Raw genomic sequence first — 24,203 nt, forward strand, 5'->3', positions numbered from 1 at the left:
AATAAAGTAGAGTTCAATGAACTCTACTCCATAACTCGAATTGCATGATATCCTTCATGAATTGCTGTTAAAATTTTTCTTGGTGCTTTTGCATCACCAATCACTGTAACATCATCATAAATTTCCTCTAAAGCATCTTCTAATTGATCATTTGGTTTAAATCCAGCTGCATTGATAATTGTATCACACACGATTGTATACTCCTGATTATCTTGGAGATATGTAACTCGATTATCTTCAATTTTAGTAACAGTTGCTTTTGTAATTTTATTAATATTATTATCTTGAAGCATTTGTCTCAACGCCTGATCATTATTTAAACAGTGGTCACAACCAAATAAAATATCTTCCTGCATTTCAATAATAGTTACCGTTTCCGCATTTTCTTTAAGATAACATGCTGCCTCACATCCTGCTAGACCCCCACCAATAATTACTATTTGTTTTCCTGCTTCTTTACGGTCAGTCAAAAATTCACTTACAAAACCTGCTTTTTCAATTCCCGGAATTGGTGGCATCATTGGTGATGACCCTGCTGATAGAATAACTTTATCGTAATCTTTTTTAGCGTCTTTGAGCGTAAACTCTGTATTTAAATAAACATTCACACCAGTTTTCAAGCATTGTCTTTCAAGATAAGTAATCAATTTCAAGACATCATGCTTAAAGGTAGGCATTCCTGCCGCCCAAAGTGTACCCCCTAATCGTTCTTCCTTTTCATATAAGTCGACTTCATATCCACGTTTTCTTGCTGTGATAGCAGCGTACATTCCACCTGGACCGCCTCCAATAACTAGTACTGATTTTTTAATTCCATCAACTTTTGGCAGTGCGAATTCTTTTTCCGCATAGCAAAGTGGATTTACAGCACAATAATAATGTTTTCCAGAAAAACCTGCTAATAAACATTCATTACAGCCAACGCATGGTGCAATATCCATTGTATTTCCCTGCTTTACTTTATTAGCCCAATGTGGATCAGCAAGCATTTGATGACCTAAAACAACATAATCCAAAACTCCTTGTGCTACTACTTCTTGTGCTTTTTTTGGATCAAATAACTTTCCTTGCCCCAATACTGGCAATGATACATTTTCTTTAATTGCTTTAACTACATCTAATTGGTGTCCTTCTTCGTTGTAAACAGTTGAAATAGCTTTATACCAAGCCTCATAACATCCTACATCAACATGTAATGCTTCAATCCCAGCACCCTCAAGAATTTTAGCCATAGCAATTCCTTCATCAATTTGTCTAAATCCCTCAACTTTATGAACCGGAGTAAATTTAACTAAAATTGGAAAATCCGGTCCTACATTTGTTCTAATCGCGGCAATACATTCAAGCGTAAAACGCATTCTATTTTCTAATGAACCGCCATATTCATCAGTACGTGTATTCCATTGTTTTGAATGAAATTGATCTAATAAATATCCGCCGTAAGCATGTAATTCCACCGCATCTGCTCCTGCCATTTTTGCTAAAGAAGCACCATATCCAACCTTTTCAACGATATATTTTATATCTTCTTTTGTAAATGGCTTACATTTCAAATCAGGAAACCAAAACGCCCCACAATCACTAGCTGAATATGGTGGTGTAAATGGATCAGTAAATTGTTGTCTTCCCAATCCTGGTGATACTTGAACACAAACTTTAGCGCCATAGTTATGACATCTTTCTACTAACATATTCAAACGCTCAACATGATGAAAATTACTAAGTTCCGTACATGGCCGAGGTTCATATTTAGTGGATACAACATTTGCACCAGTTATAATTAAGCCGGTACCTCCCTTTGCCCTTTCAGTAAAATAATTAATTGCATCGATATTATATGCCCCATCTGCTTCACCAGTTGTTCCCATCGGTCCCATCACGATCCGATTTTTTAATTTCATTTTACCGATATAACTTTTTTCAAATAATTTATTCATAATTCTCCTCCTTTACTTCGGTAATATTTATTTTACTCAAGTAAAGTATAACATAATAATCGTAAATGTAAAGGGTTACATTTATGATTACATTACTTGCTTTTTTTACTAGATGATTTATACTTAATTATTAGAAATGAGGAATACGATGACAAAGATTACAAAAGATATTATTATTGAAACAGCTTACCAACTGTTTTTCAAACATGGATATAATAATGTTACAATCAACGATATTTGTAAAGAATGTAAAATCACAAAACCAACTTTTTATACCTATATAAAATCTAAAGACGATATTTTAGCACATTTTTATGATGACATTACAGAAGCAATCGTTGCTAATACGGCTAATATAATCATGGCAGAAAATTATTGGCAACAGTTATTGATCTGTTTTGAAACATTAATGGAAGAATCAATAAAACTCGGCTATGACTTAAGTAGTCAAATGTTTATTATGAATTTAAAAGAAGACCGTGGTAGTTTTGATTTTCGAGATCATTTGACCAATATCGCTATTGCAATTATAAAAAAAGGTCAAGCCACCAAACAAATTAGAAATCAAAACGATCCTGAAATACTATATCAAGCTTCAGCATATGCATTTACAGGTTATGAATTAATGTGGTGCATAAAAAAAGGTCAGTTTGACTGGAAAAAAGAATTAAGAATAGCATTAGAAAACATATATGATGTTGCACCAGAACTTCGAGGTTAAATATGAAACTATATAATACCATAAAAATTAACAATCACAGCTATTATATCAATGATGAGGATGGTGACTCTTGTTATCTAATAATAGGAAATACCCATGCTCTATTAATTGATTTAGGCCTATTTAAAGAACCACTTTTACCGACGATTAAAAATATTACTAATAAAGAATTAATTATAGTATGTACTCATGGTCACTTTGATCATATTGGCACAATCAAAGAATTTAAAGAAGAAACTATCTATTTATCTCATCGAGACCGTGATATTTATTATGATAATGCTCATATTATTAAGGAACTTTCTTTGATTGACTTCAACCAAATCAAAGATTTAAAAAATCATCAGCAAATTGAGCTTGGTAACTTTGAAATAGAAGTCCTTGCTCTTCCTGGTCACACCCCGGGATCAATGATTTTTCTAGACCGTCAAAATAAGTGTATTTACACTGGTGATGCAATTGGTTCCGGCTGTGGTGTTTGGCTACAATTATTCCATAGCCTTGATTTAAAAACGTATCATACCGCTCTCCAGCAGACTATTGACTATCTTGAAAAACAAGGAGTAGACGATACTTGGCATTTTTGGGATGGACACAATCAACAAGAAATTCAGTCAAAAATTTCTGCATATAATAAGTTAGATTTTGTTTTAATGAAAGATCTTGAACAACTATGCCTAAAATTAATAAACAGTCAGATTACTGGTATAAAAAACTCAGCTCCAACATTTGATGACAACCAAGCCTACTACGCCAGCTATGGTAAAGCTGAGATAATTTATCAAAAAAATAGTTTATAGTGAAATTTTCGGATTTCACTTTCTTTTTTCATTCGCATTAGAGCTATTATCTATGATAAAATAATTCCATATGGAGGTTTACCAATGAAAACATTACATGGTTTAGACTATAGTTTAAAAATAAAAAATACAATTATCAATCACATTAATCAAGCTCAGAAAAATCCTTTTATAAATTATTATTTTATTGTTGACGATCCATTATATTTTGAAGAAGCTTTTTTTAAATATACTGATACACTTTTTAATATTAGAATCATTACATACAATGATTTGATCAAAAAATTATTAGAGCATTATCAACTATACTCTTATCAAGAACTATCCAAATTAGATAAAATCCTAATAACAAAACAACTTATTGAAAATTCTAATAACTTATTCAATACTAATAGTAAAATGGATTTAATCTATGAATTGATTGATATTTTCGATCTTTTCTTTCTTGAAAGTTTTAGTAATTCAGAGTTAGAGCAGCTGCCCCCCCTAGCGAAACAAAAAATTGCAACAATTATCGGACTCTACCAGCAGCTAACTACTTCATTACCTAATAATACATGTTACAAATATGAAGAACTATTATTTGAACAAATTGATAATTCTAATGTTGAAGATCATTATATTTTTATTAGTGAACAAATTTTCAAACAACGTCGCTTTGAACTAATAAAAAAAATATCACTTTATAATGATGTAACAATTTTGGTTAATAATAGTAGCGATTCACGTGATTTGAATAAACCTTTTAATAAATATCATGGTGATCAAAAAAACATCTTTGAAAATGATAATCCTTATTTGAGCCATCTCAATAAATACTTATTTTCATTACGATCACCAAAGTATGAAAATCATACACCACTACATACAATTATTCAGACTACACCAAAAGCTCAAATTGAAAGTGTAGTATTAAATATTTATCAAGATATTGTAGATAATCACACGCACTATCACGATTATGCTATCTATTACCCCAACCAAGAATATTTAACCTTATTAGTTGATACTCTAAATAATTTTAAGATTCCCCATAATATTAAAAAAAGCTTAATATTCAAAGAATTGGATGCTTGTTTATTATGGATTAGATACTGTTTAAATCATGATAATAATGATCTTTTAGATTTATTGGATACTAAAGTTTTAAGTCGATATAATGACTTTGACTATCTTGATTTGATTAAGAAAAATTATCTTGAAAAAGGTTATATTGAAGATCCCTTTAGCACCCTATATAACTTTGAAAAAGCGCAATCACTAGATGATTATTCATCAGTAATGATTAATTTTATTAATCAAGAAATGCTTTTTTCACAAAATCAGACAATGCTAATAAACTTCTTCACTAATTTAACAAGTCCCCAGTCCTTTACACTTGCCGACTTTTATAGTTTAGTAAACCAATTAAAACCGTCTTTAAAAGAAGATATCAAACCATGTAATGATCATTTATATTTATTAAATTATCAACAATGTTACAGCGGTATCTTAGAATGCAAAAAAATCTATTTGGTTGGTGTCAATGAAACTGTTGTTCCAAAACAAAATAAAGATACTGGAATATTACTAGATCAAGACTATCAAATTCTACAATTACCTGATTTAAATCATCAAATTAGTGTTGATCAAAATAATATTCTAAAAGTCTTAAACAGCCAAACTGAATTTACAGCAATATGTTTTAGTAATGGAACAATTGATGGTCAACCGCTATTAAAATCTTCTTTGTATAACCAATTAAAACAAATGTTTAAAATTTCAAATATTGATATAAATAATGACTATTATCACTATAGCCTGAAAACCAATTTATATCTACATGGTGGTAAGGATATTGAATTATCATCACTAAATACAATGATTAAGCACTATATACAAACTAATAACCAACCAGATAAATTAACTGTTCCACTATTTTCGAATCATCTTACAGCAAGTAAGCTGGAAACTTACAATGGTTGCCCATACAAATATTTTAATCAATATGGATTAAAATTATACCCTTTTAAACAACCGCTTTTTCAAATAAATGAAATTGGTACGATCATCCATTACGTACTTGAAAAAACTCAAGCCCTCTTTACTGACAATATTACTGCTAGTAAAGCTGAAGTCGATGATTTAGAAACAGTTATTAACCAACATGTCGAGCGATATTTAAATGAACATGGTTTAACTGAGCGCTTAAATTACGGTACTAATAACTATATTATTAAAACAGTCAAACATGATCTAGTTAATACTGTAATCGTTCTTATCAACCAAATGAAAGCATCTGATTTTTATATTGTTGGTAGTGAAGTTGATATCTATCGGAATTATCCTGATTTTAAATTTAGCGGTATAGTTGATCGAGTAGATCAATATAATCAATATTTAAAGATTATTGATTATAAGTCAAGTAACAAAGACCTTGACCTTTCTTTGGCAATTCAAGGTTTTAATATTCAAATGCTCTTATATTTAGATACTTTAACAAAACAAAAAAAACTTGATAAAGGTGCTTTGTTATACTTTAATACTAAAAAAAGAATCCTTACTAGTTCTTTAAAAATCAATGAATCTGAACTTAGTGAAAACTTTTTCAAATTATATCGAATGAATGGTTATGTTAATAGTGAAGTAGTCGAAGAAGTTGATAACAATATTGATAAAGATTCAGCAATCATTAAAGCAAAATTTGTTAAAAAGGATGACTGTTACAAAGGAAATATTTTAAGTAGTTTCTCTTTTGAACGTTTAATTGATTATGTTAGTCAACATATCGAAAATTTATATCATGAATTAGCAAACGGAAATATTGGAATTAATCCTAAAGGTAGTGATGATGCTACGGTCTTCACTAAAGTTAATCCATGTACTTACTGTAACTATCGTAGTCTATGTAATTTCGATGTCTTCTATAATGAATATACTTTAGTTGACAGTAATAATTTAGAACACTTGCTTGAGGAGGATAATAGCGATGCCAATTAATTCTTTAAATGATGGTCAGTATGAAGCTGTCGTAACCCGCGGATGTTCCATTCTTGTTTCAGCTCCAGCTGGTTCAGGGAAAACTAAAATTCTTGTTAATCGAATCATGGCTTTAATTGAAGATGATGGTTATAATGTCGATCAACTGCTTGTCTTAACCTTTACTAATGCAGCCGCTCTTGAAATGAAACAACGTCTTCAAGTTGCATTAGATGAACGTCTTCAAGAAGATATCAATAAGCCATTGGAACAACATTTATTAAAGCAAAAGCAATTATTACCAAAAGCTTATATTACTAATTTCCATGGTTTTTGCAGTACTCTTTTGAAACAATATGGATATTTGATCAACCTTAATAGTAAATTTGATATTTGCACTGATCCTTCACTCATCAAACACCAAATTCTCGATAACTGTATTGAAACATGGGCAGAAGATCAAACATTTATTGATTTTATCAGTACTTATTTTCCAGAATACTATTTTAACAGCTTTAAGAACGCTATTTTCAAATTTGAAAATTTAAGCAATACTATTTATGACTTTGATAATTATATTGATACAGTCAAAAAAGATATTTATTATCACATTATTAACAACGATGATGATGCTATAAACAATTGGCCTATCAGTAATAAAATTATCGAACTATTACATCAACAAGCTACTATGGGATTGAATAAGGTTTATGAATTAGCTAGTTATGCCAGTTCCCATAATTTGTCTTTTTACTATCAAAATCCCTTTGGTGATAAGCCTAAGAAAGCAGATTTACCAAGCCCATATGATTGTCATTTAAAATATTACTTCGATGTCATCAAGGCAATAGAAAGTAAAAACATGACGAATATCATTACCGCTAGTAAAGCTAGTTTGATGAAAAGTTATGATAGTAGAGGTTTATTTAATGAGGATAATGAACTTTATAAAAAAGAATATAATCGTCTTAAAAATAATATCATCAAATTTTATCGCGATAAATTTAATGATATCGTATACGATGATTTTGATGAGTTTAAATTAACTTTATCAACCTCTTTAGAGCCTTTAGAAAAATTAATTACTTATTTAAAACAGTTTAAACAGGCCTACCAAGATTATAAGCTAGCTCATAATCTTTTAGATTTCAATGATCTTGAAGCTAATGCATTAGAATTACTAGAACCCAAATACGGAATTGTTACACTTCTATACCAACAATTAAAAGAGATCATGATCGATGAATACCAAGATACTAATCAGATTCAAGAAACTCTAATTAATAAAATTGCAGATCTTCATGAACCCAAGATCAATCGCTTTATGGTTGGAGATATGAAACAATCGATTTATCGTTTTAGAGAGGCTGACCCGGAAATTTTTAATGAGAAATATCTTACTTTTAATCTACTACCTAAAACTAAACGTATTGACTTAAAATTTAATTACCGATCAAATAAAATTGTCCTTGACAGTGTCAATTATATTTTTAATCAAATCATGGATAAGGATATTGGCGGTCTTGATTATTACTTAGATGAAAGTGCCAAATTGAATTATGATTTTTTACGTAAAGAAGGTGCAAAAGAATTAGAAGATTTGCCAGAAGTCACCGCCAAAGCATCACAACGTCTTGATGAAGAAGCACGCTTTACTAGCGAAGTCATCCTATCATATCAAACTGGTACTATAAGCAATGATGCTGAATTAGAAGCAAAAATTGTTGCTAAAAAAATTCAGGATATGATTGGTCACTTAGAATTGGATAATTTTAACGGCACAAAAAGACTGGCAGATTATAAAGATATTGTTGTTTTAATGCGTAGTACTCGCAGCTTTATAGCTTTTAAAAAGATATTTAATAAATTTAATATTCCTAGTCATATTGTTTTATCTCAAGGTTTTTTACAAGCTCCAGAAATAATTAATCTCGTTAATGTTTTAAAAGCTTTTAATAATCGCCTTGATGACATTGCCTTTACAAGTTTACTAAAGGGCAATTATGTAATAAGTCATTTTAGTGAGAATTTTTTAGCGCAAATTAAAATTGATGAAACTATCTCAATGTTTGATAATTGTATTAATTATCTTGAAAAAAAATTAGATAATTATGAAGCTTTAGAAACATTTATAAATTATTATCAAGATATGCGAAACTATTTTAATAGTCATTCTATTAAAGAAAGTTTGATGAAATTCCTTGAGGATAGTAATTATTTACCTTTCTTAGCTTCATTAGTCAATGGTCCTCAACGAGTTGCAAATATTGAATTAATGATTCAAAAGTTAGATGAAATGCATGATGATTCTTTAAATACAATAACTACTAAATTTGATGATATGATCAATAATGGAGTCAATCTCTCTCCCGCAATGGTTTCAAGTAATGATGATAATGTTGTTTCTTTTATGACTATCCATAAATCTAAAGGATTGGAGTTTCCAATTGTTTTTGTTTCTAATATGCAAAATAAATTTAATCAGCAAGATGCCCGAGAACGAATCATTAGTGATAAAAAATTAGGAATTGCGATCAAACCGCGAGTAAAATGTGATTTAGAACCCTATCAAGACGTTATTGTTGAATACGAAAATAAATATCGAAAAGTAATTGCAACAGCACAGACTAGTGAAGCAATCAACGAAGAAATGCGAATTTTTTATGTTGCATTGACTAGAGCTTCACAAAAACTAATTATGACTGGCTTAATTAAGGAACCCCAAGATCTTATCAAATGGCAAAAATATGTAATTAATAATAGTGAAGATTCAATGATAAATCCACGTTGTAAAGATAAAGTAATTCTTTATCATAATGCACGTAAGCAAAATAGCTATTTAGATTGGTTAGGAATTTCTTTAATGAGTCACAGTAATATTATTAATCAAGGTCTAAAAAAAGAACTCCTAGACCATGATCAAACAGATGATCTTGTTAATGAAATAAAACAAAATTTTCAAACTATTTTGATTCATCAAAATAAGCATTTAATTCAAGAAAATACTAAACATAGTAAATTTTCTATCAAGATTCTTAGTCATCATGATGTTGAAGAACAAATTATCGTTTCAAATAAAAGTGATACTATTCTTGACTTAAGCAGCTATCATCGATATAGTAATTTTGAATATCCATACCCAACTAACCTAGAAAAATCCATTGCTGTAACTCGTAAAATTGAAGATGGCGATAGAAGTTTTAAGGATATAAGTTATGAGCTTGATGATTCCCCAGTTGATGCTGGAACACGTGGAACAATTATTCATAGTGTGCTTGAACATCTTGATATTGACGTTCATTTAGATTTATCAGATAACTTAAATAAACTCAAACAAGCAAACCTTTATGACAATGAAGCCTGGCAATTAATTGATAAATATCAACAACATCTTGAAAACTTTATTACTAGCCCAGTTTATCAGTTAATGGTTAATGCTGACTATCTTTATCGTGAAAAAGAATTTTCTATGCTTGAAAACGGACAAATTATTCATGGAATTTTTGATGTTGTCTGTATTAAAGATAATCAAATAACAATTATCGATTATAAGACTGATAATTTGAATAAAAACACTAGTAAAGAAATACTGATTTCTTTACATAAGCCGCAAATGGATTATTACAAAAAAATATTAGCTCGTGTTTTCCCACAAGCTAATATCCAGGTAATCGTTTATTATCTATATATTAATAAATATGTAACTATTTAAAAATGGGTTATCCGTAACCCATTTTTATTTCACAACAATATCTTTAATATTCTTTAAGATGATTCGCGTCATACCGCCCTCATCCATTTCCTTGACGATATCTACACCTTCAAGATAATCCTCAACATTTAATTCAATAATTCGATCATCATCTAAAACTAATTTACAACGTGACATCCGATCTAGCGATACTGGAACGTTGACAATTTCATCATCTTCTTCAATTCCCAGATCGCGCATAATTAATTCAACCTCTTCAGTTGCATTATAGTCGTTTCCCATAACTTTTTTAGCCAATTCCATCGGTTTTACCGGACGATGATCCATTACTAAATCAACAAGTTCTTTTTTTACTAATGGTAGGGGATCCCCTTCAACAACATTATATTCACTGTCAACTTTCTTTACAACTTTATTAACAATACTCATTTTTTGTTTATCTGTTAATTTTGGTTCACCTTTAATATATTGTTCATTCAAGTAATATCCTGGTTTCCCATCAATCATATAACGTTTTTCAATAATCGACAAAATATTATCTTCAACATTGATAATAATTGCTTCTTCAACAGCTGTTGTTTTATTTGGTAAAATTTGTTGATTAATAAATCTAATACTACGTATACCATCATTTTCTTCAATTAAACTCATTGGCATAGTTTTATAGTTTAACTTAATAATTAAAACAAATTTCTTACCATCTACTTTTAATTCTACAAACATTAAATTAGCATTTGGCATTTCTTCAATTTTTGTACATAAATCAAATAAATCTTGCGTTATTTTAATCGATTCTTCTTTAAACGCCTCATTACTTTCAATCATTTTTTTACCAGCTTGTAATAAGTGATGCTCACTACCGGTTACCAATTCTTTAATTCCAGAATTTTCTAAACATTTTTCAATTTTTTTATCATAATACTCAGTTGTTCCTTCAGTTAAATTAATAAATGTATCTGAGTAAATAATTTTACTATGTTCCAAATCCAACATATGAATCAAAATCTTATCAATTATAATTGTATTATTCATTCTTTCATCACCACGGTTAAGTATATCATATTTTGTTGAAATACGATATAATAATCTTGGTGATTAAAATGAAAATTATTATCGCACCGGCAAAGGTGATGAAAACAAAACAAGTAAATATTGAAACTACAGATATCTTATTTAAAGACAAGACTACACAGCTACATAATTATTTAATGAAATTTAATCTTGATCAACTCCATGACATAATGAAAATATCTTTTAAAATGGCGGATACTGTCTATAGTTATTTCCACAATGAATATACTGCGGTTCCTGCACTATACTGCTATCAAGGTACTGTTTTTAAACAGCTTAGTTTGAAAGACTATGATGCAGACGATTTTGTATACTTAGAACAGTATTTAAATATTTTATCGGCTTATTATGGCATCTTGAAATACAATAGTGCAATAACCCCATATCGTTTAGATATGATTATGAAGATTGATTTTAATTTATATCAATTTTGGCAAGATGAAATTGATAATTATTTTAAAAATGAAGACTATATTATTTCCCTAGCCTCTAAAGAATTTACTAAGATGCTATCACATCCCCATATCATAAACATTGACTTTGTTGAAGATAAAGCAGGTAAAATGGTACGCAATTCAATGTATGTCAAACAAGCTCGGGGAAAAATGCTTGATTTAATGGTTAAAAATAAGATTAGTGATCTTGATAGCTTAAAACGTCTAACGTTTGATGGCTATATATATCATGAAGAATTATCAACAGACGATAATTATGTTTACATTAGAAATGGAAAACAAACATATAAAAAGCTATAATAAAAATAGATGGCGTGCCATCTATTTTTATTTATTTAAATATTCTTCTAAGAAATTTATCATTCTTTCCATTTCTTCATCTGTCCCGATACTAATTCTTAAGTATTGATCAATTCGCTTAGTATTCCAATGACGAACGATTATTCCTACTTGCCGCAATGCTGTAAATAATTCTTGGCCTTCAACATCAGGATGTTTTACAAAAACAAAATTTGCATAACTGTCAGGTACAATAAAACCTAATTCTTTTAATCTTGTTTTAGTCATTTCTCTTGTTTTAATTACTTTAGCACACTTTGCTTTTGTATCTTGATCGTCAAGGATACTCGCTAAACAAATTTGTTGTGCGACATAATCAACTGGATAAGAATTAAATGAATTCTTAACATCATACAAATGTCTGATTGCCTCTTTACTTCCTAAAGCTATTCCTAGTCTAATTCCAGCTAAAGAACGTGATTTAGAATATGTTTGTGTTACAACTAGATTATCATATTTATCAATTAAAGAGACACAACTAGTTCCACCAAAATCAATATACGCTTCATCAATGACTACAATACTGTCAGGGTTATTTTTTAATATTGTTTCTATAAAATCTAAATCAACTAACAAACCAGTTGGCGCATTAGGATTTGGAAAAATAATTCCACTATTAGGCTGCATAAAATCATTAAGATTAATTTTGAAATCACGGTCTAATTTAACCAGTTTATATGCCATTTGATATAATTCACAATATACCGGATAAAAAGAATATGTAATATCCGGGAATAAAATTGGTTCCTTTCCATTAAAGAACGTTAAAAAAATCAACGCAAGTACCTCATCAGAACCATTCCCCAAAAATACTTGTTCTTCTTCAAGTCCATAATAATTAGCTAATTCTTTACGTAAATCAACAGCATCACTGTTTGGATATAACCTTAAACGATCAATATCCAAAGATGTTAATACTTCCTTAATTTTAGGACTAGGTCCATAAGGATTCTCATTTGTATTTAACTTGATCATATTCACAATTTTAGGCTGTTCCCCTGCTACATATGGTTCAACCTCGCGCAATTTATCTTGCCAACTCATATAATTCCCCCTTATTTAAGCATTTCATCAATCAACTCCGATAAATAATCGACTTGTTTATCACTATGCTTTTTAATCAGTTCATCCGCTCGATTAAAAGTGTAACCATGATCCGCGTGCTCAAACATACTAATATCGTTATACGAGTCCCCAATCGCATAACTTACAACATCTTCATTAAGTAAACTAACTAGATTGCTGATTCCAGTTCCTTTCGTACATCCACTTGGCGTAATGTCTAAATAATGCATATTTAATGTACCATGCGCTTCATCTGCATAATGTTCATCTATATATTTTTGAATCTTTAAAACTTCATCAATCTGCTGGTTGTCTTGATTTATCGCTATTATATCAAACTCCTCAACATTTGGATACTCTTTTATAAAATCATGCTCATTCGTTACAATACTACGTCCTACCTCATCATAAATATATGTTTGACCTCTCAAATACCCTAATGTCTTTTTTCCATCATAAAAATATATCCACATATCATCATATTTCAAACAATGTTCTATGATATCAATACCAGCTTGTTTTGAAATAACTCGTTTAAATAATTCTTGATCATTACGATCAACAATATGAGCTCCATTATTTAAAACTAAATAGTCATAATATAAATCTAATTTGTTTGTACTGCGTAATGCTTCTTCATAATTTCTCCCAGTATTAAAAGCAAACAAGTGCCCAGCCTGGTGAAGCTTTTCCACTTTCTCTTTATCCGGGGGATATAATAACCCATCTAAATCAATAATTGTTCCGTCCATATCACAAAATAGTATTTTTTTCATAAAATCCTCCAATATATAGCCATATTATAACAGTTTAGACTAAATCATCAAAGAGCTGATAAAGCATTTGATTACTTTTATTTACTTCTTGTAACGCTGTTTCAATATCTTTCGCCACAATTTTTCCATCTTGCAGGCATACACACTTACCGCTTTGATTATCTTGAAGAAGTTCTATCGCTTTATTTGCCATCCTTGCAGCTAATATCCGATCTTCCGGCACCGGTGAGCCGCCTCGTTGAATATGTCCTAAAACAATCGAGCGACCTGAAAATCCTGTTTCTTCACTGATTCGTTGTGCTAGCTTTTCAACATCTAAAATTTTTTCACTTGCAATTACAATTGCATGGCGTTTATTATAAACAATTTCATTCTTAATCAACTCTTTGATTACATGCTCTTCATCATAGCCTGTCTTATTGGTGATAACAAGTTCACTTCCACAAGATATAGCTGCATAAAGAGCTAAATTATCTGCATTGTTACCCATTACTTCAACTACAAAACAACGATGATGAGAACTTGAAGTATCACGTAATTTATTTACTGCATCAATAATATTACATAATGCAGTATGAAAACCAATCGTTTCATCAGTACCATTGATATCATTATCAATAGTTCCAGGTATTCCAATACAATTTATACCTTTTTTTGCTAACGCTTGTGCCCCACGGTAACTACCATCACCTCCTATTACAACAAGACTATCTATTTCATGTTCTTTTAAATTGTTTATTGCTTTATCTTGAACTTCATCTAAAGTAAACTCCGGTAGACGTGATGATTCTAAAATAGTACCTCCTTTTGCAAGAATTTCAGAAACATCTCGATAGCCTAAGCGTGCTATTTTACCCTCTACTAATCCTCGATAGCCTTCATATACTCCATAAACTTCAAATCCATGTTTTATTCCTACTCTGACAATTGCTCTGATTGCTCCATTCATTCCAGGAGCATCACCGCCAGAAGTTAATACTGCGATTTTTTTCATTTTTTCACCTCATTTAACTTTCTCTTCTAACCAATTTTGATAAAACTCTAGTTGATTCTTTAGATGAAAAAAGTGTTCCCCATTTTCCATGATTTTTAAATCACAATTAAAATGACTGGCAAATTTCTTTATATATTCATATTCACATAAATTGTCATTTTCACCATACAAAATCATTGTTTGACTATTCCATTCGGTGACTGAATGTTCTTTAACATAGCAATAATAGTCATAATACAATGTTTCCCCAATAGGTGTTTCAATCATTTTTTGTTCTTTTAATTTTTCTTCATTTATTTCAAACCAAATCATCATATTTTCAATTAAACGTTGCATATCAACAACTGGTGATAAAAATAAACACTGATTAAATTTAACACATTGATAAGCTAATAAACTAAAAAATGCTCCTAAGCTACAGGCCCATAAACTTATCTTTTCATATTTTCCTTTAACATAGTCATATATCTTTAATAATTCCTCTGTACAATTTTGTGCATTACACAAAGTATCTTCATATACTCGATCCCCATGTTTTGGCAAATCAAAACTAACTATTTGATATCCTCTATTTACTGCTGTCTTTGCTAGCATTTCTATAACAATATCTTCTTTATTAGATTTATTCCCATGAACTGCAAGAAAAACTTTTGAACTCCCTGCTCCCCAGATAACTGCAGGGATATTATCAATTTTTAAATATTTCTTTTTCATCTTCCCACCACTTCCTTATCAATGATTATAACATAGTCCAAATTTAATATTTAGCTTTTGCAAAAAATAATACTACAACAGTTTATGTTGCAGTCTTGTCTTTGGCTGGTGGTTGGTAGCACGAAACCTCCACAACGGGCTTTCATCACCTAGTTTTATGTCGTGCGCAGCACAGCAAAAAAGGAACTGATTATTCAGTTCCTTTACTATTACCCACTAATTTATTCATATCAGCTTTAGTTTTATATGTGATTTTTAATCGATAACCATCTTCGCTTGAAAGAATTCTCATTGACACTTTTGTATCATCCTCTGATTGAGTGATTCCTATTCCATAATTACCAATACTTTCATTTCGTTCATTAAAATCATTTTCTAATTGATTAAACTTCTCTCCAGCTTTATTAAAACTTACATACATATCATCACCGTTAATCAATTTAACAATTTCTTTTAACATCGGATAACTTTGCTCGTTGATTTTCATAGCTTCAAAATCTTTAAAGCCGTTAATAGTATAACCTATATTAACAGCATTAGTTGTTCCTGATAAGTCATATGAAAAACTAATTGACATTGTTTCATTTTTACCAATCTTTAAATCATAATTCAGACTTGTATAAACATTATTTTGATCAGTTACATAAAAATCATAATCTTTATCAATCGTTGTTTTACCATACTTATCAGTAATTGCAGTTAAATCATTTTCTAACTGCTTGATCTTCTTAACATAACTATCACTATTAGTTACTAGTTTATCAAAATCTTTTAAACTCCCAAACTGATATTCTGTTACCTCTTTATTAATATTAACCTCACCTAGTGGACCTAGTGTAATTGCTTTATCCGGTGTAGTAACAGTATTACTTGCAGTTCCGTCACCTAAAAAATTACCAAATAACATTGATGAAATCAGCGGTGAGAAAATCAATACTAAAGCTAAAATACCGTATAAATAATTAGGAAATGTATTTGTTCTTTTCATGGGTTGATAGCCTTTTTCTAAGCGTGTACCACAATGAGGACAAACTTTGGCACTATCAGGAATATTTTTTTTACAATGTGGACATTGTTTCATGCAATCACCTACTCATATATATTTGCCATCCAGGTCTTAAAGTCTTCCACAAATTTTTCTTTTGCCTGGGCTTTTTTTGTATCATCTTTTATTTCATAATACTCTTCACTTAGATAAGTATACTCGCTAATTGTTTCACCTTTATTAACTAATTTTAAAATTGGTGTCCAATTAAAATCTAACTCCTCACGAATATTTTTATAAAAATCAATTTCTTTTTCAGATGCCCCCTCTTGCATGGCGGCATCACGAAATGCCTGAATATTTAAATAATATAAATAAGTACCCTTATTTTCCTCTAAATACGATGTTAAAATCGGATGAAACTCTTTACAATCTCCGCAATCAGGACGACCAATATATAAAACAAAAGTATCATCACTAGATAATTTGTTTTCTAATTCATCATAAGTAATTTCATGAAGACCTGATAAACTATTGTCTTTTTTTATACGATTAATGGATGCGTCTTGGCATCCACTAATCATTAATACACATACAATTAAACTTAATAATTTTTTCATTATTTAAGTAAAGATTCTCCATCCATTTCAGCTGGAATTTCAAGTCCTAATAATTGTAAAATCGTAGGCGCTAAATCTCCTAATTTTCCACCCTCTTTTAATTCTAAATGAGAATTTGTTACAATTAAAGGCACTTCATTTGTAGTATGCGCTGTAAATGGGTTATTATCTTCATCTAACAACATTTCACTATTACCGTGGTCAGCAGTAATTAACATTGTTCCACCTAATTCAAGAACTTTATTGTATACTTCACCTACACATTCATCAACAACACTCACAGCTTTAATTGCTGCTGGTATAATTCCTGTATGTCCAACCATATCGCAGTTTGCAAAGTTAACAATAACAACATCGTGAATATCTTTATCTAATTCTTCAATTAATTTATCTTTTACTTCATATGCTGACATTTCTGGTTGTAAATCATAAGTAGCTACTTTTGGTGAATTTACTAACACTCGAGTAGCACCTTCAATTTCCTTATCAACACCACCGTCAAAGAAGAAAGTAACATGAGCATATTTTTCAGTTTCTGCAATTCTTAATTGTTTCATACCTTTTGCAGATAAATAATCACCAAGTGTATTAGTTAAACTTGGTAAAGCAAAAGCAATCGCACCATTAACACTATCTGCATATTTCATCATACAAACAAATGTTAAATTTTTTGGCACATTATTAAATGCATGGTCATAGAATCCATCATTAGTCATCACTGTTGCTAATTGAATCGCACGGTCAGGTCTAAAGTTTGCAAAGATAACTGAATCACCATCAGCTACTTGTCCATCAACATTTTTATTATATCCAGGAATTACAAATTCATCATAAGTTTCTTTAGCATATGAATCTTTAACATATTGAACAGGACATTCAAAGCTTTCACCTTTATGATTAACGATAGCATCAAACGCTAATTCAACACGATCAAACCTTTTATCACGATCCATTGCGTAATATCTACCAGATACAGTTGCAATTTCACCAACACCTATTTCTTCAATTTTATCTGCTAATTCTTTAACAAAATCAGCACCACTATCAGGAGCAACGTCACGACCATCTAAAAATGCGTGTACATATACTTTTTCTAAACCTTCTTGTTTAGCTAATTTTAATAAGGCATAGATATGTTCATTTGAAGAATGCACTCCACCATTTGATAATAATCCCCAAATATGTAATTTAGTATTATTTTCTTTGGCATTATTAATTGCTTTTAAGAATTCAGCATTCTTATAGAATGTTCCATCTTCAACAGCTTTATTGATTAAAGTTAATGATTGGTAAACTGTTCTTCCAGCTCCAATATTTAAATGTCCAACTTCACTATTACCCATTTGTCCATCAGGTAATCCGACAGGCATTCCAGAAGCTTTAATTCTTGTTGTTGGATAAATCATTTCTAAATCATCTATATTTGGTGTATTTGCAAGTTTAACTGCATTTCCATCAATTCTTTCACTTAATCCGTATCCATCTAAAATACATAATACAATTGGTCTTTTTTTCATTATCTAATTCCTCCATTTTCATGAACCATTATAACTTGTTTAACTACAATAATCAAACAAGAAATACTTGAAATAATCTAAATTTAATAACTTTTTACTAACAAAATCTCTTCAGTTAAAATAGTTTTATATTTCTATAATATATTGATATATAAATAATATAGTTATATAATTATAATATAAATAATAAAGAGGAAATGCTATGAAAAAATTATTATGTTTATTACTCATTTTTATGCTGTGTGGTTGTAGTATTGATAAAAGAGCAACTACTAAAACTGTTGATGTCAGTCCATATCTCTATAAAATTAGTGACAATAATAATCACTATCTTTATCTATTAGGAACCTGTCATCCTGGTCGTGATCAAATTGATAAACTTGATATAACTACCGAAAAAGCAATCAAGGATAGTCAAAGTATTGTTTTAGAATGTTCATTAGATCAAAATGAAACTGCTAAATATCAAAATTATCTTTTAGAAAACAGTTTAGGTGAACTAGATTTGATTAACTATATTCCTAAATTAAAAGAAAACTATCCTACACTAAAAAAATACCGTGTTAATGAATTTAATGCTATGGCAGTAAGTTCTTTAGTAACCTCTGATATTCTAGACGAAGTAGATGGCAATAATAGCACCTCCATTGATGTTTACCTTTTTAATCTCACCAGAAGTAAAAGGATTCCTTTTGAAGAAATGGAAGGAATTGAATTTCAGATGCAATTATTTTCACAATTATCTAAAGAATCACCTCACGCAATTTTAGAATCCTTAAAAGATCGACAACAATTAATCAAAAGTACAAAATTGATCCTTGACAGTTATTATAATCATGATCTTGATACATTAGCGACAATATACAGCTATCAAGAACTACCAGATAGTGAATATCAACAAGAATATCAAAATTATCAACAATTATTAATAATTGACCGTAACCAAACTATGCAAGCTAAAATAATAGAATATTTAAATCAAAATAAAGTCGTTTTCATCGGCGTTGGTGTAGGTCATGTTGTTGGTGATTTAGGATTAATAACATCGTTAAGCGCAGCCGGTTATAAAGTAGAAAAATTAGGTTAAAAAATAAAGGTCTAGAATTTATCTAGGCCTCATTTTTTCTTTTTCTTTGGCGAACTTAAAATGTACATTCCAATAAAACAGAGAATCAAAGGCCAGTAGCCTTTTATATAGTATGCAATCGTTGATACTATTCCTTGAAAGTCTTTAGTTCGATCCATGGTTAAAATCATTCCTAAAATAATTAATACAATTCCCGCATTCTTTCTAAAGTCCATTTTAATCACCCCCATTATCATAGCAAGGGCAATCAAATGAATTTGTCGATTAGAGGATAGAACGTGCAAACCGTAATAAATTATTTAAATCTACAGGTTCTTTACCTTTTTGTGAATATACATAAATTCTATCATGATCATGATATTCAAATTTATTAGAATGAATAATACTATTAATATCCCGACGTATGTCCTCATCAATATGAATAAACAAGTTTTCAGACATTTTTCTAAGTAAAATGCATAAACTTGCTAACGCTAATTCTAAATCAAAATATGCTCTAATTAAATCTTTTTGGATAACATGTTCATCAAAGATACCTTCTTTTATTTCAACTTTTTCAATATGATTCAAAACGGCATCGACACTATTTAACTCATCTTCAAGCATATCCAAGTAACATTCTTCTTTAATTTCTCTTTTGTTCATCTACAAGCTTATCCTTTTCCTTAATCATTTGTTTCAATTCTTTTGCATATAACACAAATGACAATAACATTAATGCACTGCTAGTGATAATCATTAACTGACTAGCAAAAGTATCAGGAATGTGATACCCAATAAGAATTATTACAACAAAATAAAAATAAGCTGTTGCAATTTTCCCCCACCATGAAGCTCCTTTTATTTTTAAGCCATAATCATATAAATATAATCCAACAATTCCTAACATTCCATCTTTCAATACAATTATTATTAATAACACCCAAGCTAAGGGATATGTAAATAACAAAGTAATCGCAATTGTAAATTGTGTTAATTTATCAGCAATCGGATCAATTAATTTTCCAAAATCTGTAATCATATTATATTTTCTTGCAATATAACCATCTAAACAATCACTAATACCTGAAAGCACAAGAATAAATGCTGCAATAATATAATGATGTTGCCATTGTGCATTAAAATACACAAATAAAAATACTGGTATTAATAAAATTCTAAAATAACATAAGCAATTTGGTATATTAAACAACTTTGTTTTATCTTTCATATTCATCTTCTATCCCTCTTTTTACATAATTATAGTTAACTTATTAAATAAGTCAATGATAGAAGATTTAAAGTATCTTTTTCATTGTAACATGCGGGCACCACTCATCATAATACATATCTCCATCAGGTTTATATCCTAATTTTTCATAAAATTTCTGAGCCTGCTGTTGAGCTGACAACTCAGTTTCAAGACAGCCTAATTCTCGAGCTTTGTTCTCTAAAGCAGTGACAACCTTACTTCCTAATTTTTGCCCACGATATTCTTTGAGCGCTGCAATTCTTCCTAAGATCATTGTTGTCTTATCTTTAAAATACATTCGTCCAACCGCAATCGGCTGCTCATCCTTATAAATCACCAGATGATACGCAGTATTGTCAAGCTTATCAAACTCCTTTTCAAAGCCTTGTTCTTCAACAAATACAGCTTGGCGAATTAAAGCTGCATCTTTAAAAGATGTTTTACCATAACTAAATTTAAAATCCAACTTAGATTCTATCATCATTAATAATGTATCAACTTCTATAACTTGAGCAAATCGATTCTTCCAAATCTTTTCTTCTAAATATTGCTTTAACACTTTTCCACTTATTATATCATTGTCAAAAGTCGTTGTAGCATCTTTTGGAACAATAACTCTATATCCTAATTCAAATGCTACTTTAATACTAGTATCAATACAATATTCACTTTGCATACCAACGATAATCAGATCTTGAATTCCCTGTGATTTTAAATATGCATCTAAATTTGTATTTTTAAATGCACTATTATATTCCTTTTCAAAAATTTTATCATCTTGTCTCGGAGTAATCCGTGAATCTATTTGCCAACCATCACTATTTAAAATCAATTCCTCATCATGATGACGAACATAGACGATTTCGAGATGTTGATTATGACATACCCTGATTAGTTTTCGAATATGCTCGATCATCTTATTTTCATCTACTGGATACTGGCTCGTCAAAGCAGTTTGAACATCAATTATTAATAAACATCTTTTACGCATCATTTTCCTCCATTGTATCAACTAAAAAAGTCGTAATCGTTGAATACACAGTTTCCTTATATTTTTCATTGAGAATTTCATGGCGCATATGCTCAAATAAAATTGAAATCACATGTTGATAGCCTTGTTTTTTTAAATGAGTTACAGCATTATTAAATGCTTTTTCATTAATCAAGCAAGGATCTTCTTTGCCAGAAATAAATAAGACTGGTAGTTTTTTATTTGCTTCATAATCTATATTTTTATATGTATTTTGCATTAAACTTAATAAATTATAAAATCCATTTACACTAAATGTGAAGGTACACAGCGGATTATTATTATATTCATCAACTACTTGGCTGTTACTGCAAATCCATTCATTTGGCTTATCAAAACCCTTATTAAAAGCACCAAAAGACATTTTCTGTAATAGTTTACTATGATACTTATCCCCCTTGACCATTGCTATCGCTTTGCATAATAACTTTCCTAATCCGGCTAATTTATTTTTACTTGGGCTGCCACAAACTATTAATGCATTAATTTCATGATCATACTTTTGAATATAATTTCTTACAACTAAAGAACCCATTGAATGCCCAAATAAACAAACTGGTAAATTTGGATATTTTTTCTTAATATAATTAGTTAATTGGTGAACATCTTCAACGATTGCACGGGCACCTTCACCATAAAAATAACCCAAATCAGTTTCATCTAAAACACTTTTTCCGTGTCCACGATGATCATGTATGATAACAACATATCCACAGTCATTTAAATATTCAATAAAATCTAAATAACGCTCTTTATGCTCACACATACCATGAACAATCTGAAAAATTGCTTTTGGGTGTTCCGGCGCTGAAACAATTACGTCTAAAGGTAATTTATCAGATATTGAATTAATTTTTAGATACTCCATCGTTTTTCTCCTTTTCATGATTATATCATATTGATTGCTTGAATAAACTAAACAAACTCTTATTTTTATCTAAATAAACAAAAACCTGCAAATTATGCAGGTAATCATTTTTGTTCAATTGTATTTTCAGTAATAACTAGCTTCCGCTTCTTTAGAATCATATTAATTACTTCACTGGCTAATGAATATAAACAAGCAGCACTAGGAACCGCAATGACCATTCCAAATACACCAAATAAATCACCGAAAACAAAAATTGATAATAAAACCCAAATTCCAGGTAAGCCAACTGAGTTTCCAACAACACGCGGATAAATGAAGTTATCTTCTAACTGTGATAAAATCTGAAAATATACCATAAACCAAATTGCCATCAAAGCATCTTTTGATAAAATTAAGACTGCACCTACAAACATTGCGGCAATTGGACCAAAAAATGGAACAAATGAAAATATTGAAATAATTGTAGCAATCAATTCAGGGTATGGAAAATTAAACAGCTTCATAGTTACATAGTACAACACCCATAAAATACAAGCTTCAACCAATTGACCACTGATAAAATTTGAAAAAACTTCATTAGTTTTATGTGCATAATCAAAAATTACACAAGTAACTTTATAACCACAAAGTGCTCCAATTGCTTTTCTTAATTGTCGTAAAAAAGTTTCCTTATTTCCAAGCAAATATAGAGAAAAAATAAATCCTGTAAATACTACTCCAAATGTAGATAAAAAATTTGTTGCATTATTCATGATTCCCCCAGCACTTCTAGTTAGGATATCTAGTGCTTGACCAACCATATCTTGCCAAGGCATATTGATTAAATCTTTAACACTAGCAATATTTTCCATTCTAAAATCAATATTGAAATAGATAAATATATCATCGATATTATTAAATACTGATGTTAGAAAAGCAGAAGTATTACTGATCAATGAAATTAAACTGCTTATTAAATTTGGAATTACGATACTAGCAATCAAAACAATTAAACAAATAAATAGTATCAGTGTTGCAATTATTGATAAACCTCTTTTTTTTCGATATAAAAAACTAGTTTTTGTACAATATTTTGTAATTTGTTTTTCAATCAGCTTCATAGGCTGATTAAGAATATATGCAATAATAATCCCATAAAACAAATATACCAGCGTCCCTAACAACGTGCTGATCATTCCATAAATATTACCTAAATTCATAAGTAAATATATCAAAAAAACTGTAAACGCTGAAATTATCAATCCAGGTTTAACATGACGTTTCAAATCATCATCTAAATTAAAATTACGCATCTAATCACTCCTTATTCCGCTTGATTAT

At 29.9% G+C, this 24,203-nt stretch carries 21 protein-coding genes; 6 read left to right on the plus strand and 15 right to left on the minus strand.

What is annotated here, in order from left to right:
- Positions 1-23: 23 nt before the first annotated feature.
- Positions 24-1,937, minus strand: a complete 1,914-nt coding sequence (locus tag KSU54_RS07955; RefSeq protein ID WP_008791919.1) for an NAD(P)/FAD-dependent oxidoreductase — start codon at positions 1,935-1,937, stop codon at positions 24-26.
- Positions 1,938-2,085: 148 nt separating this feature from the next.
- On the opposite strand from KSU54_RS07955, the gene KSU54_RS07960 reads away from it, so the two are divergent.
- The 4 genes from KSU54_RS07960 (at position 2,086) to KSU54_RS07975 (ending at position 10,128) form a co-directional block, all read left to right on the plus strand.
- A complete protein-coding gene (locus KSU54_RS07960; protein WP_003534645.1) occupies positions 2,086-2,658 on the plus strand; it encodes a TetR/AcrR family transcriptional regulator in 573 nt (190 codons plus the stop codon).
- 2 nt (positions 2,659-2,660) lie between these two features.
- Positions 2,661-3,458 (plus strand): MBL fold metallo-hydrolase, encoded by a 798-nt coding sequence (locus KSU54_RS07965; RefSeq protein WP_117792555.1) that lies wholly within the window; start codon positions 2,661-2,663, stop codon positions 3,456-3,458.
- Positions 3,459-3,542: 84 nt separating this feature from the next.
- The gene (locus tag KSU54_RS07970; RefSeq protein ID WP_117792557.1) at positions 3,543-6,437 is read left to right on the plus strand and encodes a PD-(D/E)XK nuclease family protein; all 2,895 of its coding nucleotides are present in this window, start codon (positions 3,543-3,545) and stop codon (positions 6,435-6,437) included.
- A complete protein-coding gene (locus KSU54_RS07975; RefSeq protein ID WP_117792559.1) occupies positions 6,427-10,128 on the plus strand; it encodes a UvrD-helicase domain-containing protein in 3,702 nt (1,233 codons plus the stop codon). Before KSU54_RS07970 ends, KSU54_RS07975 begins: the two co-directional genes overlap by 11 nt.
- 24 nt (positions 10,129-10,152) lie before the next feature.
- Here KSU54_RS07975 and KSU54_RS07980 read toward each other — a convergent pair whose 3' ends face one another.
- The gene (locus KSU54_RS07980) at positions 10,153-11,160 is read right to left on the minus strand and encodes a nucleoid-associated protein (protein ID WP_003534654.1); all 1,008 of its coding nucleotides are present in this window, start codon (positions 11,158-11,160) and stop codon (positions 10,153-10,155) included.
- Positions 11,161-11,228: 68 nt separating this feature from the next.
- On the opposite strand from KSU54_RS07980, the gene KSU54_RS07985 reads away from it, so the two are divergent.
- Positions 11,229-11,954 carry a YaaA family protein gene (locus KSU54_RS07985; protein WP_008791924.1) on the plus strand — a complete coding sequence of 242 codons (726 nt, stop codon included), beginning with the start codon at positions 11,229-11,231 and terminating at the stop codon, positions 11,952-11,954.
- Between the two features lie 27 nt (positions 11,955-11,981).
- Here KSU54_RS07985 and hisC read toward each other — a convergent pair whose 3' ends face one another.
- From hisC to gpmI, 7 genes are all read right to left on the minus strand, one after another.
- Positions 11,982-13,037, minus strand: a complete 1,056-nt coding sequence (hisC, locus tag KSU54_RS07990) for a histidinol-phosphate transaminase (protein WP_003534657.1) — start codon at positions 13,035-13,037, stop codon at positions 11,982-11,984.
- Positions 13,038-13,048: 11 nt separating this feature from the next.
- Entirely contained in the window at positions 13,049-13,834 is a 786-nt protein-coding gene (locus KSU54_RS07995) for an HAD-IIB family hydrolase (protein ID WP_003534659.1), read from the minus strand.
- A gap of 34 nt (positions 13,835-13,868) precedes the next feature.
- A complete protein-coding gene (gene pfkA / locus KSU54_RS08000; RefSeq protein ID WP_008791925.1) occupies positions 13,869-14,828 on the minus strand; it encodes a 6-phosphofructokinase in 960 nt (319 codons plus the stop codon).
- 9 nt (positions 14,829-14,837) lie between these two features.
- Complete coding sequence (locus KSU54_RS08005; protein WP_003534662.1) at positions 14,838-15,542, minus strand: alpha/beta hydrolase; 705 nt, start codon at positions 15,540-15,542, stop codon at positions 14,838-14,840.
- A 190-nt stretch (positions 15,543-15,732) separates the two neighbouring features.
- On the minus strand, positions 15,733-16,623 hold the full coding sequence (locus KSU54_RS08010; protein WP_003534663.1) for a zinc ribbon domain-containing protein: 891 nt from the start codon (positions 16,621-16,623) through the stop codon (positions 15,733-15,735).
- 8 nt (positions 16,624-16,631) lie between these two features.
- Positions 16,632-17,147, minus strand: coding sequence for a thioredoxin family protein (locus KSU54_RS08015; RefSeq protein ID WP_008791928.1), 516 nt, complete (start codon positions 17,145-17,147; stop codon positions 16,632-16,634).
- A complete protein-coding gene (gene gpmI, locus KSU54_RS08020; protein WP_003534668.1) occupies positions 17,147-18,664 on the minus strand; it encodes a 2,3-bisphosphoglycerate-independent phosphoglycerate mutase in 1,518 nt (505 codons plus the stop codon). Before gpmI ends, KSU54_RS08015 begins: the two co-directional genes overlap by 1 nt.
- 202 nt (positions 18,665-18,866) lie before the next feature.
- On the opposite strand from gpmI, the gene KSU54_RS08025 reads away from it, so the two are divergent.
- A complete protein-coding gene (locus KSU54_RS08025; protein WP_029481539.1) occupies positions 18,867-19,751 on the plus strand; it encodes a TraB/GumN family protein in 885 nt (294 codons plus the stop codon).
- Between the two features lie 29 nt (positions 19,752-19,780).
- Here KSU54_RS08025 and KSU54_RS08030 read toward each other — a convergent pair whose 3' ends face one another.
- The 6 genes from KSU54_RS08030 to KSU54_RS08055 form a co-directional block, all read right to left on the minus strand.
- Complete coding sequence (locus KSU54_RS08030; RefSeq protein WP_008791930.1) at positions 19,781-19,966, minus strand: LiaF transmembrane domain-containing protein; 186 nt, start codon at positions 19,964-19,966, stop codon at positions 19,781-19,783.
- 49 nt (positions 19,967-20,015) lie between these two features.
- Entirely contained in the window at positions 20,016-20,396 is a 381-nt protein-coding gene (locus KSU54_RS08035; protein WP_008791931.1) for a hypothetical protein, read from the minus strand.
- Positions 20,377-20,967: a CDP-alcohol phosphatidyltransferase family protein gene (locus KSU54_RS08040; protein WP_003534672.1), complete on the minus strand. Its 591-nt coding sequence runs from the start codon at positions 20,965-20,967 to the stop codon at positions 20,377-20,379. Before KSU54_RS08040 ends, KSU54_RS08035 begins: the two co-directional genes overlap by 20 nt.
- Before the next feature lie 61 nt (positions 20,968-21,028).
- Complete coding sequence (locus KSU54_RS08045; RefSeq protein WP_008791932.1) at positions 21,029-21,973, minus strand: isochorismatase family protein; 945 nt, start codon at positions 21,971-21,973, stop codon at positions 21,029-21,031.
- The gene (locus KSU54_RS08050; RefSeq protein ID WP_008791933.1) at positions 21,966-22,880 is read right to left on the minus strand and encodes an alpha/beta fold hydrolase; all 915 of its coding nucleotides are present in this window, start codon (positions 22,878-22,880) and stop codon (positions 21,966-21,968) included. The genes KSU54_RS08045 and KSU54_RS08050 overlap by 8 nt, the downstream gene beginning before the upstream one ends.
- 104 nt (positions 22,881-22,984) lie before the next feature.
- Positions 22,985-24,175, minus strand: a complete 1,191-nt coding sequence (locus tag KSU54_RS08055; protein ID WP_003534678.1) for an AI-2E family transporter — start codon at positions 24,173-24,175, stop codon at positions 22,985-22,987.
- Between the last annotated feature and the right edge of the window lie 28 nt (positions 24,176-24,203).

Origin of the sequence: Erysipelatoclostridium sp. MSK.23.31, from assembly GCF_019125875.1 — a bacterium.
Classification (GTDB): Bacteria; Bacillota_I; Bacilli_A; order Erysipelotrichales; family Coprobacillaceae; genus Thomasclavelia; species Thomasclavelia ramosa.